Consider the following 15,085-nt stretch of genomic DNA (forward strand, 5'->3'; position numbering starts at 1 on the left):
GGGCGTAGGATAGGGCACGCCCCACCTCCGGAGATCGTCATGCGCCGCATTTTGTCGTTCTTGCCCGCCGTGTCGCTGGCGTTGCTGGCTGCGTGTTCGGCGCCACCGCCGCCGGCACCCGAGCATCGTCCCGAGCCACAGGCGGCGCCTGCGGCTGCACCCGCATCGATCACCCAGGCCGCCACTGCGTACAAGGGTGCGGCGCAGGCGGCCGCTGCGCAAACCGAAGACGCCGCGAAGAAAGCGCAGGCCGATATCGACGCGGCGGCCGGGCAGTAACCTCCGGACGACGGCGGCCGCATGCCACCGTCGCTGCGTGCTGAATTACATCGGTTCGCAGAAGCAATACGCCAGCGCGGTGACCCGCGCCTTGCCGCGCTTGGCCAGCGCGGTCTGCACGAAGCGCAAGGGCGCCTGCGCCTGCACGTGGCTGGCCAGCAGCAGCTCACCGGCGCCGCTGTTGCGCAGCAAACCCATGGCGGCGTCGCTTTGCAGCATGTCGCTGAACAGCTCCGACAGCGGCCTGGCCTTGTCTTCCAGATAGCGGGTTTGCCACGCGTCCGCCTTGCCCAGCTTGGCGCGCGCGGCGGCGTCGGCCAGCGCATCGTTCAGCCCGCCGAAGGCGTCGACGAGGCCGCGTTCCTTCGCCTGCGCGCCGCTCCACACGCGGCCCTGCGCCACCGCGTCCACCTGCTCCACGGACTTGCCGCGCGCCTGCGCCACCTTGCCGGTGAAGTCGCGGTAGCCCTTGTCGATCACCGCCTGCACGGTGGTGGCCACGCCCGGATCCAGTGGCCGGGTCAGGTCGAATGCGCCGGCGTATTTCGCGGTGCTCACGCCATCGGTATGCACGCCCAGTTTTTCGAGGCTGCGGTCGATGGTGGGAAACAGGCCGAAGATGCCGATCGAGCCGGTAATGGTGGACGGGTCGGCATAGATGCGGTCGGCATTCATGCTGATCCAGTAGCCGCCGGACGCCGCCACGTCGCCCATCGACACCACCACCGGCTTGCCGGCGGCCTTGAGCGCGGCGACCTCGCGGCGGATCTGCTCGGAGGCGAACACTTCGCCGCCCGGCGAGTTCACCCGCAGCACCACGGCCTTCACATCGTCATCGTCCCGCGCCTGCCGCAGCAGGGCCGAGGTGGATTCGCCGCCGACCTTGCCGGGCGGCAGCCTGCCGCCGGCGATCTCGCCCTCGGCCACCACCACCGCCACTTGCGGGCGCGTATCGACTGACGGCAGCGGGCCGTCCAGATGACGCAGGTAGCCGTCCAGCGCGACCTGGCGGAAACCGCCCTCGGCGTCGTCGTCGGCCACGCCGCGTTCGGCCAGCAGGGTGTCGACGTCCTCGCGCGTCTTCAAGCCGGTGACCAGCTTCTGGGTCAGCGCCAGCTGCGCCAGATCGCCATGGGCTGCCGCGACCTGCGCCGGCAGTTCGTTGGCATAGTGGTCCAGTGCGGCCGGATCCAGCCCGCGCCCTTTGCCGATGTCGACCAACATCCGCTGCCACACATCGTTCATCCAGTACAGGTCGGCCTCCTTGGATGCCGGCGATGCCGCATCCAGAATGTAGGGTTCGGCGGCCGATTTGTATTCGCCAACCTTGAACAAATGCATGTCCACGCCGAGCTTGTCGTGCAGCGCCTCGCGGTAGAACTGGCGATAGGCGGCAAGGCCATCCAGCATCACCCCGGCCTGCGACATCGGGTCCAGGTAGATTTCGCTGGCCTGCGCCGCCAGCAGGTATTGGCCCTGCTCGAAGCCGTCGCCGTAGGCGATCACCTGTTTGCCGGCGGCGCGCACGGCGGCGAGCGCCGACGCCACATCGCGCAGCGAGGCGAAGCCCGAGGGCTGCAGATCATCCAGTTGCAGCGCCACGCGCTCGATGCGCTTGTCGGTGCGCGCGGCATCCAGCGCGCGCAGCACGTCGCGCAGGCGTACTTCGCGGCAATCGGAGGAGCGGGTGACGCGTGCCAGGTTGCGCGCGAACGCGTCGCAACTGAACTGTTCCACCAGCCGGCCTTCCGGCGCGATGACCAGCGTGGAGCGCGCCTGCAGCGGCGTGGGCCGGTTGCCGCCGGCGACGATCGCCAGCAACAAAATCACCAGCACCAGCAGGAACAGCAGGTTGAACACCAGCCGGCGGGTGAAGTTGACCGCGTCCCAGACGCCGATGACCAGGCGGGCGACGGGGCCGCGGCTGCGCGATTCGTTCATTGCAAAACTCCGGGGGAAACGGGCCGCGAGAGGGCGGCAACAGTGCGAATGCTAGCCGACCGGCGTGCTGTTCTCATGCGGCATCGGTCATGGTGACTGCCGCCGGGGACGATGCGGCCGCAGGCATCGGCAGGCGCGCGCTGCTGCGCAGGAAGCGCCAACCCAGCAGCAGGGCCGCCACCAGCAGGCCTGCGGTCAGGCCCAGCCACATTCCGCGCGGCCCCCAGCCAAGCGCCAGCCCGAGGCCGGCGCCGACCGGCATGCCGATGCCCCAGTAGGCCAGCACCGCCAGCCACATCGGCACGCGGGTATCGTTCAGCCCGCGCAGGGCGCCCGCCGACACGACCTGGATGCCGTCCGGCAACTGGAACAGCGCGGCGTACAGCAACAGGCTCCCGCCCAGCGCGATGACCGCAGGGTCGGCGCTGTAAAGCGAGGCGATGGCGCCATGTCCGGCCAGCAACACCAGCGCCGAGACCGCCTGCGTACACAGCGCCAGCACCAGCCCGGCGAACGCGGCGCGGCGCACGCCGCTGCGGTCGCCGCGACCCAGCGCGTGGGCGACGCGCACGGTGGTGGCCTCGGCCAGTCCGAAGGGCAGCATGAAGCACAGCGTGGCCACGTTCAGGGCCACCTGGTGGGCGGCGGCCGGTACCTCGCCCAGGCGCCCGATCAGCAGCGCGGTGACGGCGAACAGGCCGCCCTCCATGGTGATGGTGACCCCGATCGGCAGCCCCGTGCGCAACAGCGCGCGCAGGCAGGGCAGCTGCGGCCAGTCCCAACGCGAGAACAGCTGCAAGTCGGAAAAGCGCGGGCTGCGCCACAGATACAGCGCGAACACCAGCGCCTGCATCCAGAACATCAGCGTGGTGGCAATGCCGATGCCGGTCGCGCCAAGCTCCGGGAATCCCAGCAACCCGTTGGTCAATACATAGGCCGTTGGCGCCAGCAGGCACAGCCCGCCGAAGCCCAGCAGCATGGTCGGCAGTGACCAGTGCAGGCCATCGCTCAGATAGCGCATTGCCAGGTACAGGGCGAACGCCGGAACGCCCCAGCGCAGGGCATGCAGGAAGCCGATCACCCCGGGCACGATGTCGGCGGTGATGCCCATCGGCCCCAGCAGTGGCGGTATCGCGCTCAGCAGGGCCAGCAGCACCAGACCCAGCGCCAGCGCCAGCCACAACGCCTGGCGGAACAGCGGGCCGATCTCGGCGCGCCGCCCGCCGCCGTCCAGCTGCGACACCGTTGGCGGCAGCGCCATCAGCGTCCCCATCGGCACCAGCATCGGCAGCCAGAACAGCGCCGCACCCACCGACACCGCCGCCAGCGTGGCGGTGCCGTGATGGCCGGCCACCACCGCATCCACCAGGCTGACCAAGCCACTGGACAGATGCCCGGCCGCCAGCGGGGCAGCCAGACGCAGAGTGCGCCCCACCTCGTGGCGGAAGCGGGCAGGCGTGGGGGGACGATGCGCCATTGCGGAAAGAGTGAGTCCGCGCCGAGAATCGGCGCAGATGACCCGCCATGTTACCGCCTCCCCATGATTGCCACCCCATGACTGCCAACGACGCCAGTGATTCGCCTCGCGAGTCGCCGCCGGCGCGCTGCCGCAACTGCGGCGCGCCCTTGCATGGCCCGCATTGCCACGCGTGCGGGCAGCCGGTGAAGGGGCTGATGCGACCGCTGGGCAGCGTGTTCGGCGATTTGCTGGACAGCGTCTTCGACCTGGACCTGCGCGTGCTGCGCACGCTTGGCCCGCTGCTCACCAAGCCGGGATTCCTGTCCCTGGAATATTTCGCCGGCCGGCAGGTGCGCTACGTCACCCCATTCCGGCTGTTCTTCTTTTTCGCCGTGCTGGCATTCTTCGTGGCACGGCTGACGCTGCAGGTCGATACCCGCATGACGGAGGGCGATGGCCATCAGGCCATGGCCAATGCCACCACGGTGGCCGCGGTGGTGCGCGAGCGCGATGCGCGGCTTGCGCAATTCGAAGCGGCCCGGCGGGAGATGACCGGAACCCCGGCGGCGATGGGTCTTCCCGGCATTGCGGCCGGCGAACAGGCGATTCGTGAAGCTGCCGACGCGCGCATCCGGGAACTGCAGGGCGCTCCCGCCGCGAAGGTGGCGCCGAGCAGCGCGCAAACGCCGCAACCCCGTGGCCTGGTCATCAACGGCCAGCGCTGGGATGCGCAGCGCCATCCCGTGGCCATCGCCTGGTTGCCGGCCTTTGCCAACCGCTGGCTCAATCAGCAGGCGCAGCACGCCAGCGACAACGTGGCGCGCCTCAAGCGCGACCCGGATGCGTTCAAGGATGCGGTGCTGGGCACCATCCCCACCACCTTGTTCGTGCTGGTTCCGGTGTTCGCGCTGATGCTGAAGCTCGCCTATCTGTTCAAGCGTCGGCTGTACATGGAACACTTGATCGTGGCCCTGCACAGCCATGCGTTCCTGTGCTTGATGCTGTTGCTGATGTTGCTGGCGAACGTGCCGGCGGAAACGTTCGCGCCGGATGGCACGTGGTTGAACAGCGCCTTCGACTGGGTCGAGGGCGCATTGCTGCTGTGGGTGCCGGTGTACCTGCTGTTGATGCAAAAGCGCGTGTACGCGCAAGGCTGGTCGGTGACGTTGCTGAAGTTCGGCGTGATCGGGTTCTGCTATTCGCTGCTGCTGGGTTGCGCCATCACCGCAGCGGCGATGATCGGGCTGGTGTCGATGTAGCAGCCGATGTGGCAGCGCGGGCATCCGTCCAGGGATCCCGGGCTTGTAGTCCGGATCAGCGCTGCAGCCGCGCTTGCAGCCAGGCCGCGCGTTGCGAAGGCGGCTGGGCCAGCAGGTCACGGCGCAGTTCCGCCCGCGCTTCCGGCGGGGTGGTCTGCGCCAGGCGCGCCAGCGCTTCGATGTCCTCGGGCGTGGCGCCGCGCAACAGGTCCAGCAGGGCGCCGCGCGCGCCGCCATCGAGCGGGGTGAACAGCGCGGCGATCCGCGGCCACTGCCGCCCCAGCGCGGGGCCCAGATGCCAGCCCCGGTGTGCATCAAAGGACAACCCGGCGTAGCGGTTGCGCAGCGACTGCTGTTGCGCCGTCGTCAGCGCGCTGTAGCGGGCGGCGGTGTCGCGCAGGAGGCGTCTCTCGTCATCGGTCAGTGCCTGCCATTCCGCCCAGGCGCTGCGTTGCACGCTGCGTTGTTGCGGCAGCAGGCGGTCCCATGCCTGCATGCGTTGCGCGATTCCGTCGTCGGCGTTGCCGCTGAGCGCAGGCTGGGCGGCGGGTGGCTCCGCTGGCAGGACATCGCCAGCGTCCGCCGCCAGCCACGCCAGCAGCGGCAATTCGCGGGCGAATGACAACTCCTGCGGGTGCAGCAGCAGCTCCCGATCCGGATGCAGGGCGGGGTCGGCTGCGTTGAAGCGCGCTTTCGGTGGGTCGGCGGGCGGCAGCGGTTCGACGTGTACGCGGTTGCGCCATTCCTCCAGCAGCGCGCGCGCGCGCGGGTGCAGCAAGAACGTGGCGGCCAGCGCCGCGAGGCAGAGCAACACGCCGAGCCACAGCCAGCGCAGGTGGCGGCGCTGCGGGTGCAATGGGGGATCGCGGGGCGCCGTGGCGACAGCCGGCGCCGGGCGGGCGTGCGCAAGCGACTGCAGGGCGGGTGCTGCCGGCGCCGGCTCCAACGCGCGCTGCACGGCGGCACGCCATGCGCGCCAGACGGCCACGTCCGGCTGGCCAAGCGTGTCCGTCGGCAGCGCGTCGCGGATGCGCTGTTGGTAACGCGCAATGTCGATGCCCAGCGCTGCGGCGGCATCGGTGTCTTCCAGCGCGGCGACCAGATGCAGCAGCACGGCCGCGCGCAGCGGCGGTGCCAGCCTAGCGATGCCCGGCAGCGGGCCGACAGTCCCCGGCGCAGCCGCGTGGCCCATCGCGGGAACCGACAGCAGCAGCCGCCAATACTGCTGCGGCCACTGTGCGATGGGCCAGCTCGCCGCATCCGATGCGAAAACCTGGGCCGCGACGGCAAGCGCGCGTCGCGCGGCATCGCGGTCGCCGGCCTGCGCGTCCGCCAGCAGCCGCGCGCGCGCGTCCAGGCCGCGCAGGAAGGCGGCCACGGCCGCGGGCAGGGGGGGCGAAGCGGCGGTCATGGCAGGTGGGTCGGCACACCTCATCTTATAGCGAGGTCGGCCGCAGGAAACGCTTGACAGCGGGCCAGCCGATCGCTCCGCCAGCCCCTGCGCGGGCTTCGGGAACATTACTTGTGCACAGCTGTGAAGAAACCGTCACCGGATGCGGTTTCACGTTTGAAGGCGCCCGCGCCAGCGCCATGTTTCACGCTTAAAACATTGATTTGTTTAAATTTATTGCGAGTGGCGATTTTTTGACCAGCCTGCCCGAGAGGCAGTCAGAGCGGCCCTTGCGCGGTGCTGCGGGACGCGTATGCACAAGGTTATCCACAGGTCGTGTGGATAATGAATGTTCCCCAACGTTTACAAGCACTTGCCCTGCTTTGGTCAGGTGGGATTGAGCTTTGGGCGGCAACTGGGGGTCTGCCTCGCCGGCGTCCTCGCTAGACTGCCTGGATGCCGACCCCATCGTCCGTGCTGCGCGTGGCCCTGTCGCTGCCGCTGCCGCGCCTGTTCGACTACCTCCCGCCCGCCGGGACGCATGCCGGGGCGGTGGCCATTGGCCAGCGCCTGCGGGTGCCCTTCGGTCAGCGTGAGCTGTGCGGGATCGTGGTTGCGCACGCGATTGCGGAGCCTGACATCGAACTGCGCGCAGCATTGCAGGTGCTGGACGACGGGCCGTTGCTGCAGGGCGAGCTGCTGGCTTCGCTGCGATGGCTGTCCGGCTATCTGCACGCGCCCTTGGGCGAAGTGCTGGCCGCCGCCCTGCCGGCAACGCTGCGGCGCGGCGAGCCGCTGCCGGACATCACGCGCTACGGCTGGCGGTTGGCCGAAGCCGGCCGCACCGCCTTGCCGGGGATGCGCGCCGGCAAGCCGAAGGCACTGGCAGCGTGGCTGCAACTGCAGCGCGCCGAACACGGGCTGGACGCGGACTGGCCAGGCTGGCGAACGCCGCTGCGCACGCTGCGCGAGCGTGGGCTGGTGGAGCGTGTCGTGCTGGAGGAACCGACGGGGCCAGCGTCGTCTTTCCGGGAAAAGAGCGGCGCTGACCCCACGTTTTCCCCGAATGCCGAGCAGCAGGTTGCCATTGAGGCCATTCGCGCCGCCGAGGGCTTTGCGCCCTTCCTGCTGGATGGGGTGACCGGCAGCGGCAAGACCGAGGTGTACCTGCACGCCATTGCCGACTGCCTGGCGCGCGGCAAGCAGGCGCTGGTGCTGGTGCCGGAAATCGGCCTGACGCCGCAGGCGCTGGCGCGCTTCCGCACACGCCTGGGCGTGCCGGTGCACGCGCTGCATTCGGGGTTGAACGACAACGCGCGCGCCGCCACCTGGCTTGCCGCCGCGCGCGGGCAGGCGCGGGTGATCGTGGGCACGCGCTCGGCGGTGTTCGTGCCGCTGCCGGACGCCGGCCTGATCGTGATCGATGAAGAGCACGACGGCAGCTACAAGCAGTTCGATGGCATCCGCTACCACGCCCGCGATTTCGCCATCGTCCGCGCGCGCGCGCTGGACGTGCCCATCGTGCTGGGCAGCGCCACGCCGGCGCTGGAGACGCTGTACAACGCGCAGTGCGGGCGCTCCCAGCGGCTGCGCCTGCACCAGCGGGCAGGCGCTGCCAAGCCGCCGGCGGTGCGCGTCGTGGATGTGCGCAAGCGGCCGCTGCATGCGGGGCTGGCGGAGGACGCGCTGACCGCGATCCGCGCCGCGCTGGATGCAGGCGGGCAGGTGCTGGTGTTCAAGAACCGGCGCGGCTATGCGCCGGTATTGCTGTGCCATGACTGCGGCTGGAGCGCGCATTGCCCGCGCTGCAGCAGCCCGGACAAACCCACCGCGATGACCGTGCATGCCCACGGCAAGCGCTTGCAATGCCACCATTGCGGCCAGCGCCGGCCTTCACCACTGGCCTGCCCGGACTGCGCGAGCCTGGCCTTGCAACCGCAGGGCAATGGCACCGAGCGCATCGAGGCCGAATTGCAGGCGCGCTTCGCCGACGTGCCGGTGCTGCGCATCGATCGCGGCAGTACGGGTCATCGCGACGCGCTGCAGCAGCACTTCGATGCACTCGGGGCCAGCCCCGGCATTTTGGTGGGTACGCAGATGCTGGCCAAAGGCCATGACTTGCCCAACCTCACCCTGGTCGTGGTGGCCGGCATTGACGAGGGCTTGTTTTCGGCGGACTTCCGCAGTGGCGAAAAACTTGCCCAGTTGCTGGTGCAGGTGGCCGGCCGCGCCGGCCGCGCCGACAAACCGGGCAGCGTGCTGCTGCAGACCCACCATCCCGAGCATCCACTGCTGCAGACGCTGATCCACGGCGGCTATCACGCATTCGTGGAAGGTGAACTGGCGCTGCGCGAAGCGGCGGGCTTCCCGCCATTCGCGCATCTTGCGTTGCTGCGTGCGGAAGCAAAGCACGCCGACCCGCCGATGCGCTTCCTGCACACGGCCAAGGCCCTGCTGGGCGACGCGGCGATTGACGTGCATGGCCCGTTGCCGGCGCCGATGCCGCGCCGCGCCGGCTATGTGCGCGCGCAGCTGCTGCTGTCGGCCGCGCAGCGGCGCGAGTTGCATGCCGCGCTGGACGCAGCCCTGCCTGCGCTGTACGCATCGCCCGACGCGCGCAAGGTGCGTTGGTCGCTGGATGTGGATCCGCTGGACTTGTACTGAGCCCGCGTCGGGGTTGCGTCGCGCGCAGCCGCGTGGCGCGCCTTCCGCAGGCCGCAGGCCACTGAGGCTGGCGCTACGATGGGCACCCTGCAGTCGCCAACGATGTCCCATGTCGCAGTTGTTGCTGGCGTTCGATTTGATCGGCACTTTCGTGTTCGCCCTCAGCGGCGGCACGCTCGCCGTGCGCAAGCGGCTGGACCTGTTCGGCGTGCTGGTGTTGTCCTGCGCCGCAGCGGTCTCGGGCGGGATCGTGCGCGATGTGTTGATCGGCGCGCATCCGCCGGCGTCGCTGGCGGACTGGCGTTATCTGGTGACGGCGATGGTGGCTGGCCTGGTCACCTTCCGTTGGTCCGGGGCAATCGAGCGTCTGCGCAATCCGGTGCAGCTGTTCGACGCCGCTGGCTTGGCCCTGTTTGCGGTGCTGGGCACCGGCAAGGCACTGGCGTTCGGGCTTCCGCCGTTTGCAGCGATGTTGCTGGGCATGGTCAGCGGCATTGGCGGCGGCATCGCCCGCGACCTGCTGGTGGCGCGCACGCCCGTGGTACTGCAGGCCGAGCTGTACGCGGTGGCGGCGCTGGCCGGCGGGGGGATTGTGGCAGTGGCGGCTGCGTTGAAGCTGCCGCAGCACCCGGCAATGGTGTTGGGCGCGCTGGTCTGCTTCGGCCTGCGCTACATGGCCCTGCGCCACGGCTGGCAACTGCCGGTGGCGCGGCCGCGCGAATAGGCGGCATCACGTAAAACGCAAACGGCCGGGGGCGAGCCGGGCCATTTGCTGGCCGATGGGTTGCCGGTGACAACTTGCCGGGTTACAGATTCCGCCTGATGTCATCGATCCTCGCTTTCGTCGCTGCGGTATCGCAATTCAGGCGCGCAACCTCGATCTCGGTGGGGTCGGTGCTGCGGCCGGCGGCCTCGATCCTGCAATCCACGTCCTTCTTCTTTATCCAGGCGCGCTGTGATCCCAGCAGGTATCCCCGATCTTCTTCCGAGAGCCCTTTCCAAAGCTCATTGATGGCCTGGTTGGCGAGGGTGTTCTGTTCTTGGGCGACGCTCAGATTGGCGGCACTCTGTTCGGCGCGCAGCTGGGCTTGTTGCTGCTCTTCCTGGAGGCGCTGTGCTTCCGCCGCCTGGTCTGCCTCCTCTGCGGCCTTTGCGTCTTCGATTTGCTTGGCCTCGATCATCGGCTTCAACAAGGAGGAGCCGGCGATTTCGCTGACAAAATCCGCGATCGATGCGGCCCCGGTCAACTCGGCATAGACTTTCTTGCCGTCATCCGTGGGCTGGGCGTTGTATTCGATGGTTTTCGTGAATGCGTTCGCCGCCTGCTCCATTTCGTTGTTGCTGGACAGTGCTGAAATCGCCCCGAGGCCAGCAAGCTTCCTACCCTCTTCGGCGGAATGCAGCAAGTCGGGAGGGACGACGATCTTGATCGTGCCTTCGCAGAACACTTTCGTGCTGTTCGGGTCTTCCTTGGAGGTTCGAACATTGTCGAAGGCGATGGAGATTTTGCTCAAGGTCGCTCGTGCGGATGCCGCGCTGAAGACGGTGCTACCGTCATCGCGCTTGCCTTTGGAAAGGGTTTTCTCGGCCTCGTCCATCACGATCTGCTTGACCATGTCCAGCTCGTCCTTTCCCGAGCAGGTTGCCTTGTGTTTGCCGCATCCGGCCAGCGCCATCGCGGCCATGATGATGGCCACCGAACGAGTTGCAATACGCATTGTTTCCCCCTGTATCGATTCCATGAACGAATTGGCATTCCGTTCAGGAAGGTTAGCCGAGGGGAGGGGGCAATTGTCAACAAAACGGCCCGGGGCGAGCCGGGCCATTTGCTGGTGCGTCGCGAAGGCGGCTGTTTACGCCGCGAACAGGGCTTTCATCTTCTTCATTGCATTGGCTTCGATCTGGCGAATGCGCTCGGCGGAGACGCCATACTCGTCGGCCAGTTCCTGCAAGGTCACCTTGCTGTCGGCATCCAGCCAGCGGCGCTTGATGATGTCGCGCGAGCGCGCGTCCAGCCTCGCCATGCCCTCGCGCAGCACGTCCAGCTGGTCGGCCTCGCTGTCGGCGGACTCGTAGGTGGCGGCCGGGTCGGTGTCCAGCGCAACCAGATAGCTGGCCGGCGCCGGCGGGGCATGATCATCGTCGCCATCATCCGGCGCATCAAAACCGATGTCGCGACCCGACAGGCGCGATTCCATTTCCAGCACCTCGCGCTCGGACACGTTCAAGTCCTTGGCGACCACGCGCACTTCCTCCGCGTTGAGCCAGCCCAGGCGGGTCTTGCTCTTGCGCAGGTTGAAGAACAGCTTGCGCTGCGCCTTGGTGGTGGCCACCTTGACGATGCGCCAGTTCTTGATGATGAAATCGTGCATCTCGGCGCGAATCCAGTGCACCGCGAAGCTGACCAGGCGCACGCCCACCGAAGGGTCGAAGCGCTTGACCGCTTTCATCAGGCCGATGTTGCCTTCCTGGATCAGGTCGCCCAGTTGCAGGCCGTAGCCGCTGTAGCCGCGTGCCACGTGCACCACGAAGCGCAGGTGCGACAGGATCAGTTCTTGCGCAGCCGCGATGTCGGCGTGTTCGCGCAAGCGATGCGCCAGGCGCTGCTCGTCCTCGACGGTCAGCACCGGGATTTCATGCACGGCACCGATGTAAGCCTCCAGCGAACCGATAGCGCTGGGGATCGGCAGATTGTTGGCGACAAGCGCTCTGGACGTCATCGTGGCTTCCCTCATGCAGTCAATATTAGCAGTCCTCATCTTTGACTGCTAACCGTGCCAATAGTTCACTACTGTTTCATTCATGGAACAGTGGTGGGCTCGTGATTCCATTGAAACACCGGGCGAGTCAACGTCATGTGGTGACGTTTCCCGCGGTCTGCAAGCCCGTCCTCGTCGCTTGACAGGGCCGGGCCGTGCGTCGATCCTGCTGCGGCATTTCCGAGGGGTGCCCCGATCAGGGGCTGAGATTGCGCGAGCGGACCCTTGAACCTGATCCGGGTAATACCGGCGTAGGAACGGAAGACATCACGGGCGGCTGTTCGGGCTGGCCGTGAGCCGTTGCATCGTCACATCCCGGATCTCCCGCCGTTTTCCACGAGGAGGAGATCCATGCACCAGACTGCCGTCGCACCGACGTTTGTCACCACCGGGCCGATCCGAGGATCGCGCAAGATCCATCTTGCGCCGCCTGACCACCCCGATCTGCGCGTCCCGTTCCGCGAAATCGCGCTGGGCGACCCGGTGCTGCCGGCGATCCGCCTGTATGACGCCTCCGGCCCTTACACCGATGAAGCGGCCCGGATCGATCTGGCTGCCGGTCTGCCGGCGGTGCGTGAGCCCTGGCTTGCCCGACGGGGGTTCAGCTGCATTCCCGGGCGCGCGCTGCGGCCGGAGGACAACGGCCATGCAAGCGGCGAGCGCCTGGTCGCGCCGTGTCCCGCGCAGCATCGCCTGCGCAGCGGCAGCACGGGCCAGCCCGTCACCCAGCTGGAATTTGCGCGCGCCGGCATCATCACCGAAGAAATGATCTACGTGGCGCAGCGCGAAAATCTGGCGCGCCTGCAACTGCTGGCCGATGCGTCGCTGCCTGCCCGGGATGGCGACTCATCCGGCGCGGCCATTCCCGCCTCCGTCACGCCCGAGTTCGTGCGCAGCGAGATTGCGGCGGGCCGCGCGATTCTTCCGGCCAATATCAACCACCCGGAACTGGAGCCGATGATCATCGGCCGCAATTTCCTGGTGAAGATCAACGCCAACATCGGCAATTCCGCGCTGTCGTCCGGCGTGGCGGACGAGGTGGAGAAGCTGGTGTGGGCAATCCGCTGGGGCGCCGACACCCTCATGGATCTGTCCACCGGCCGCAACATCCACAACCTGCGCTCGTGGATCGTGCGCAACTCGCCGGTTCCCATCGGAACCGTGCCGATCTACCAGGCACTGGAAAAGGTGGGTGGCGACCCGGCCAGGCTTGATTGGGAGGTATTCAAGGACACCCTGATCGAACAGGCCGAGCAGGGCATCGACTACTTCACCATCCATGCCGGCGTGCGCTTGCATCACGTGCCGCTGACCTCGCAACGGCTGACCGGCATCGTCTCGCGCGGTGGCTCGATCATGGCGCGCTGGTGCCTGAGTCATCATCGCGAGAGCTTTCTGTACGAACGCTTCGCCGACATCTGCCAGATCATGCGTCGCTACGACGTGTCGTTTTCGCTGGGCGATGGCTTGCGGCCCGGCTCGATTGCAGATGCCAACGATGCGGCGCAGTTTGCCGAGCTGGAAACGCTGGGCGAGCTGACTCCGGTCGCGTGGGAGCACGGCTGTCAGGTCATGGTCGAAGGGCCCGGCCATGTGCCGATGCACAAGATCAAGGCCAACATGGACAAGCAGCTGGAGCACTGCGCCGAAGCGCCGTTCTACACGCTCGGCCCGCTGACCACCGACATCGCCCCGGGCCACGACCACATCACCTCCGCCATCGGCGCGGCGATGATCGGTTGGTATGGCACCGCCATGCTGTGCTATGTCACGCCCAAGGAACATCTTGGCCTGCCGGATCGCGACGACGTCAAGACCGGGGTCATCACCTACAGGATTGCCGCCCACGCCGCTGACCTGGCAAAAGGCCATCCTGCAGCGCAGGTCCGCGACGATGCGGTGTCGCGCGCGCGCTTCGGGTTCCGCTGGGAAGACCAGTTCCACCTCGCGCTGGATCCCGACACGGCGCGCGACTACCACGATGCCACGCTGCCGAAGGACGCGCACAAGACCGCGCACTTTTGTTCGATGTGCGGGCCGAAGTTCTGCTCGATGAAGATCAGCCAGGATCTTCGTATAGACGCGTTGATTGAAGAGGGAATGGCGGAAAAGGCGCGCGAATTCCAGGCGCACGGCGGCGACCTGCACGTGCCGGTGCAGGCATGAGCGCGCGGGTGCTTGTGCTGGGCGCGGGCGTGGCGGGGCTGGCGGCGGCGCTGGAGCTGTCGCTGGCTGGCGCAGCGGTGGAAGTGGTCGAGCGCGGCAGCGCGCCGGGCGCGCAGGCGGCCAGTTGGTTTGCCGGCGGCATGTTGGCGCCGTGGTGCGAAAAGGTCAGCGGGGAGCCGGCAGTGGTGGCGCTGGGATGGCAGGCGCTGGACTGGTGGCGCGGCCACCATGCGCAAACCCGCAGCGCGGGAACCTTGGTGGTTGCCGCGTCGCGCGATCGTGCGGAGCTGGATCACTACGCCAACCGCACCGACGGCTACCAGCGCCTGGACGATTCCGGCATTGGCGAATTGGAGCCCGATCTGGCCGGGCGCTTCCAGTACGGCCTGTTCTTCGCGGAAGAAGCACATGTCAATCCACGCGCCGCATTGGGGTCGTTGGCGTCACGTCTGGGCGAACGCGGCGTGCCGATTCACTACGCCATCGACGCCGACCACGTGGTCACCGGCAGCCGCTCGATCCTGGACTGTCGTGGCTATGGCGCCCGCGCCGCACTGCCGGAACTGCGTGGTGTACGCGGCGAGATGCTGTTGCTGCAAACCCGCGATATTGCCTTGTCGAGGCCAGTGCGCCTGCTGCATCCACGCGGCATGACCTACGTGGTGCCGCATGGCGATGGCTTGTTCATGGTGGGCGGCACCATGATTGAAAGTGCCGATGCCGGTCCGATCACGGCGCGCTCGTTGATGGAGCTGCTCAACGGCGCCTATGCGCTGCACCCCGCATTTGCCGAGGCGCGCATCGTCGAGTCGGGCGTGGGCATCCGCCCGGCGTTTCCCGACAACCTGCCCAAACTCCTCCAGCGGGGCGGTCGCTGGCATCTCAATGGCCTGTATCGGCACGGGTTCTTGCTGGCGCCGGCCATGGCGCGGCAGGCGGCTGCGGCTCTGTTGGGCAAGGGAGTGAGCACATGCAGCTCCTGGTGAATGGCGTCGTGCGCGCGCTTGTCGGCACCTCGGTAACCGATGCAGTGGAAGAACTGGGTTACCGCGATGCGTGCGTGGCCACCGCCGTCAACGGCTGCTTCGTGGCCATCAGCGAACGCCATGCACACCTCCTTGTGGAGGGCGATGTCCTTGAAGTCGTCGCGCCGATGCAGGGCGGTTGA

The 15,085-nt window shown here is 67.7% G+C and carries 12 protein-coding genes and 1 riboswitch; of the genes, 7 read left to right on the forward strand and 5 right to left on the reverse strand.

Going from position 1 to position 15,085, the window contains the following annotated elements; genetic code table 11:
- Positions 1-39 precede the first annotated feature (39 nt).
- The gene (locus LIW09_RS00720; RefSeq protein ID WP_256646084.1) at positions 40-279 is read left to right on the forward strand and encodes a hypothetical protein; all 240 of its coding nucleotides are present in this window, start codon (positions 40-42) and stop codon (positions 277-279) included.
- 45 nt (positions 280-324) lie between these two features.
- Here LIW09_RS00720 and sppA read toward each other — a convergent pair whose 3' ends face one another.
- Together sppA and LIW09_RS00730 are read right to left on the reverse strand one after the other, a co-directional pair.
- Positions 325-2,220: a signal peptide peptidase SppA gene (gene sppA / locus LIW09_RS00725; RefSeq protein WP_256646085.1), complete on the reverse strand. Its 1,896-nt coding sequence runs from the start codon at positions 2,218-2,220 to the stop codon at positions 325-327.
- 73 nt (positions 2,221-2,293) lie between these two features.
- A complete protein-coding gene (locus LIW09_RS00730; RefSeq protein ID WP_256646086.1) occupies positions 2,294-3,697 on the reverse strand; it encodes an MATE family efflux transporter in 1,404 nt (467 codons plus the stop codon).
- Between the two features lie 77 nt (positions 3,698-3,774).
- Between LIW09_RS00730 and LIW09_RS00735 the strand changes: the two genes are divergently transcribed.
- Positions 3,775-4,938, forward strand: coding sequence for a DUF3667 domain-containing protein (locus LIW09_RS00735; protein WP_256646087.1), 1,164 nt, complete (start codon positions 3,775-3,777; stop codon positions 4,936-4,938).
- 55 nt (positions 4,939-4,993) lie between these two features.
- Here the strand turns inward: LIW09_RS00735 and LIW09_RS00740 are convergent, their stop codons facing one another.
- Positions 4,994-6,349, reverse strand: a complete 1,356-nt coding sequence (locus tag LIW09_RS00740; RefSeq protein ID WP_256646088.1) for a DUF3106 domain-containing protein — start codon at positions 6,347-6,349, stop codon at positions 4,994-4,996.
- Between the two features lie 435 nt (positions 6,350-6,784).
- Here LIW09_RS00740 and LIW09_RS00745 point away from each other — a divergent pair, with 435 nt between their 5' ends.
- Together LIW09_RS00745 and LIW09_RS00750 are read left to right on the forward strand one after the other, a co-directional pair.
- Positions 6,785-8,992, forward strand: coding sequence for a primosomal protein N' (locus tag LIW09_RS00745; protein ID WP_256646089.1), 2,208 nt, complete (start codon positions 6,785-6,787; stop codon positions 8,990-8,992).
- Positions 8,993-9,101: 109 nt separating this feature from the next.
- On the forward strand, positions 9,102-9,716 hold the full coding sequence (locus LIW09_RS00750; RefSeq protein ID WP_256646090.1) for a trimeric intracellular cation channel family protein: 615 nt from the start codon (positions 9,102-9,104) through the stop codon (positions 9,714-9,716).
- A gap of 82 nt (positions 9,717-9,798) precedes the next feature.
- Here the strand turns inward: LIW09_RS00750 and LIW09_RS00755 are convergent, their stop codons facing one another.
- Together LIW09_RS00755 and rpoH are read right to left on the reverse strand one after the other, a co-directional pair.
- Positions 9,799-10,818 (reverse strand): lysozyme inhibitor LprI family protein, encoded by a 1,020-nt coding sequence (locus tag LIW09_RS00755; protein ID WP_256646091.1) that lies wholly within the window; start codon positions 10,816-10,818, stop codon positions 9,799-9,801.
- 27 nt (positions 10,819-10,845) lie between these two features.
- Entirely contained in the window at positions 10,846-11,712 is an 867-nt protein-coding gene (gene rpoH, locus LIW09_RS00760; protein WP_425507896.1) for an RNA polymerase sigma factor RpoH, read from the reverse strand.
- A 212-nt stretch (positions 11,713-11,924) separates the two neighbouring features.
- Positions 11,925-12,026, forward strand: a riboswitch (TPP riboswitch).
- 76 nt (positions 12,027-12,102) lie between these two features.
- On the opposite strand from rpoH, the gene thiC reads away from it, so the two are divergent.
- Genes thiC through thiS form a run of 3 tightly spaced genes read left to right on the forward strand, consistent with a single transcriptional unit; the run spans position 12,103 to position 15,085 of the window.
- Entirely contained in the window at positions 12,103-13,917 is a 1,815-nt protein-coding gene (gene thiC / locus LIW09_RS00765; protein WP_256646093.1) for a phosphomethylpyrimidine synthase ThiC, read from the forward strand.
- Complete coding sequence (locus LIW09_RS00770; protein WP_256646094.1) at positions 13,914-14,903, forward strand: FAD-dependent oxidoreductase; 990 nt, start codon at positions 13,914-13,916, stop codon at positions 14,901-14,903. Before thiC ends, LIW09_RS00770 begins: the two co-directional genes overlap by 4 nt.
- On the forward strand, positions 14,888-15,085 hold the full coding sequence (gene thiS / locus LIW09_RS00775; RefSeq protein WP_256646095.1) for a sulfur carrier protein ThiS: 198 nt from the start codon (positions 14,888-14,890) through the stop codon (positions 15,083-15,085). Before LIW09_RS00770 ends, thiS begins: the two co-directional genes overlap by 16 nt.

It is taken from the genome of Thermomonas paludicola, from assembly GCF_024498955.1.
GTDB lineage: Bacteria > Pseudomonadota > Gammaproteobacteria > Xanthomonadales > Xanthomonadaceae > Thermomonas > Thermomonas paludicola.

Excerpts from the sequence above, each read along its gene's own strand:
- LIW09_RS00750 (WP_256646090.1), top strand. The coding sequence starts at position 9,102 with ATGTCGCAGTTGTTGCTGGCGTTCGATTTGATCGGCACTTTCGTGTTC.
- LIW09_RS00730 (WP_256646086.1), bottom strand. The coding sequence starts at position 3,697 with ATGGCGCATCGTCCCCCCACGCCTGCCCGCTTCCGCCACGAGGTGGGG.
- LIW09_RS00735 (WP_256646087.1), top strand. The coding sequence starts at position 3,775 with ATGACTGCCAACGACGCCAGTGATTCGCCTCGCGAGTCGCCGCCGGCG.
- sppA (WP_256646085.1), bottom strand. The coding sequence starts at position 2,220 with ATGAACGAATCGCGCAGCCGCGGCCCCGTCGCCCGCCTGGTCATCGGC.
- LIW09_RS00755 (WP_256646091.1), bottom strand. The coding sequence starts at position 10,818 with ATGGCCCGGCTCGCCCCGGGCCGTTTTGTTGACAATTGCCCCCTCCCC.
- LIW09_RS00745 (WP_256646089.1), top strand. The coding sequence starts at position 6,785 with ATGCCGACCCCATCGTCCGTGCTGCGCGTGGCCCTGTCGCTGCCGCTG.
- thiC (WP_256646093.1), top strand. The coding sequence starts at position 12,103 with ATGCACCAGACTGCCGTCGCACCGACGTTTGTCACCACCGGGCCGATC.
- LIW09_RS00770 (WP_256646094.1), top strand. The coding sequence starts at position 13,914 with ATGAGCGCGCGGGTGCTTGTGCTGGGCGCGGGCGTGGCGGGGCTGGCG.
- LIW09_RS00720 (WP_256646084.1), top strand. The coding sequence starts at position 40 with ATGCGCCGCATTTTGTCGTTCTTGCCCGCCGTGTCGCTGGCGTTGCTG.
- rpoH (WP_425507896.1), bottom strand. The coding sequence starts at position 11,712 with ATGACGTCCAGAGCGCTTGTCGCCAACAATCTGCCGATCCCCAGCGCT.
- LIW09_RS00740 (WP_256646088.1), bottom strand. The coding sequence starts at position 6,349 with ATGACCGCCGCTTCGCCCCCCCTGCCCGCGGCCGTGGCCGCCTTCCTG.
- thiS (WP_256646095.1), top strand. The coding sequence starts at position 14,888 with ATGCAGCTCCTGGTGAATGGCGTCGTGCGCGCGCTTGTCGGCACCTCG.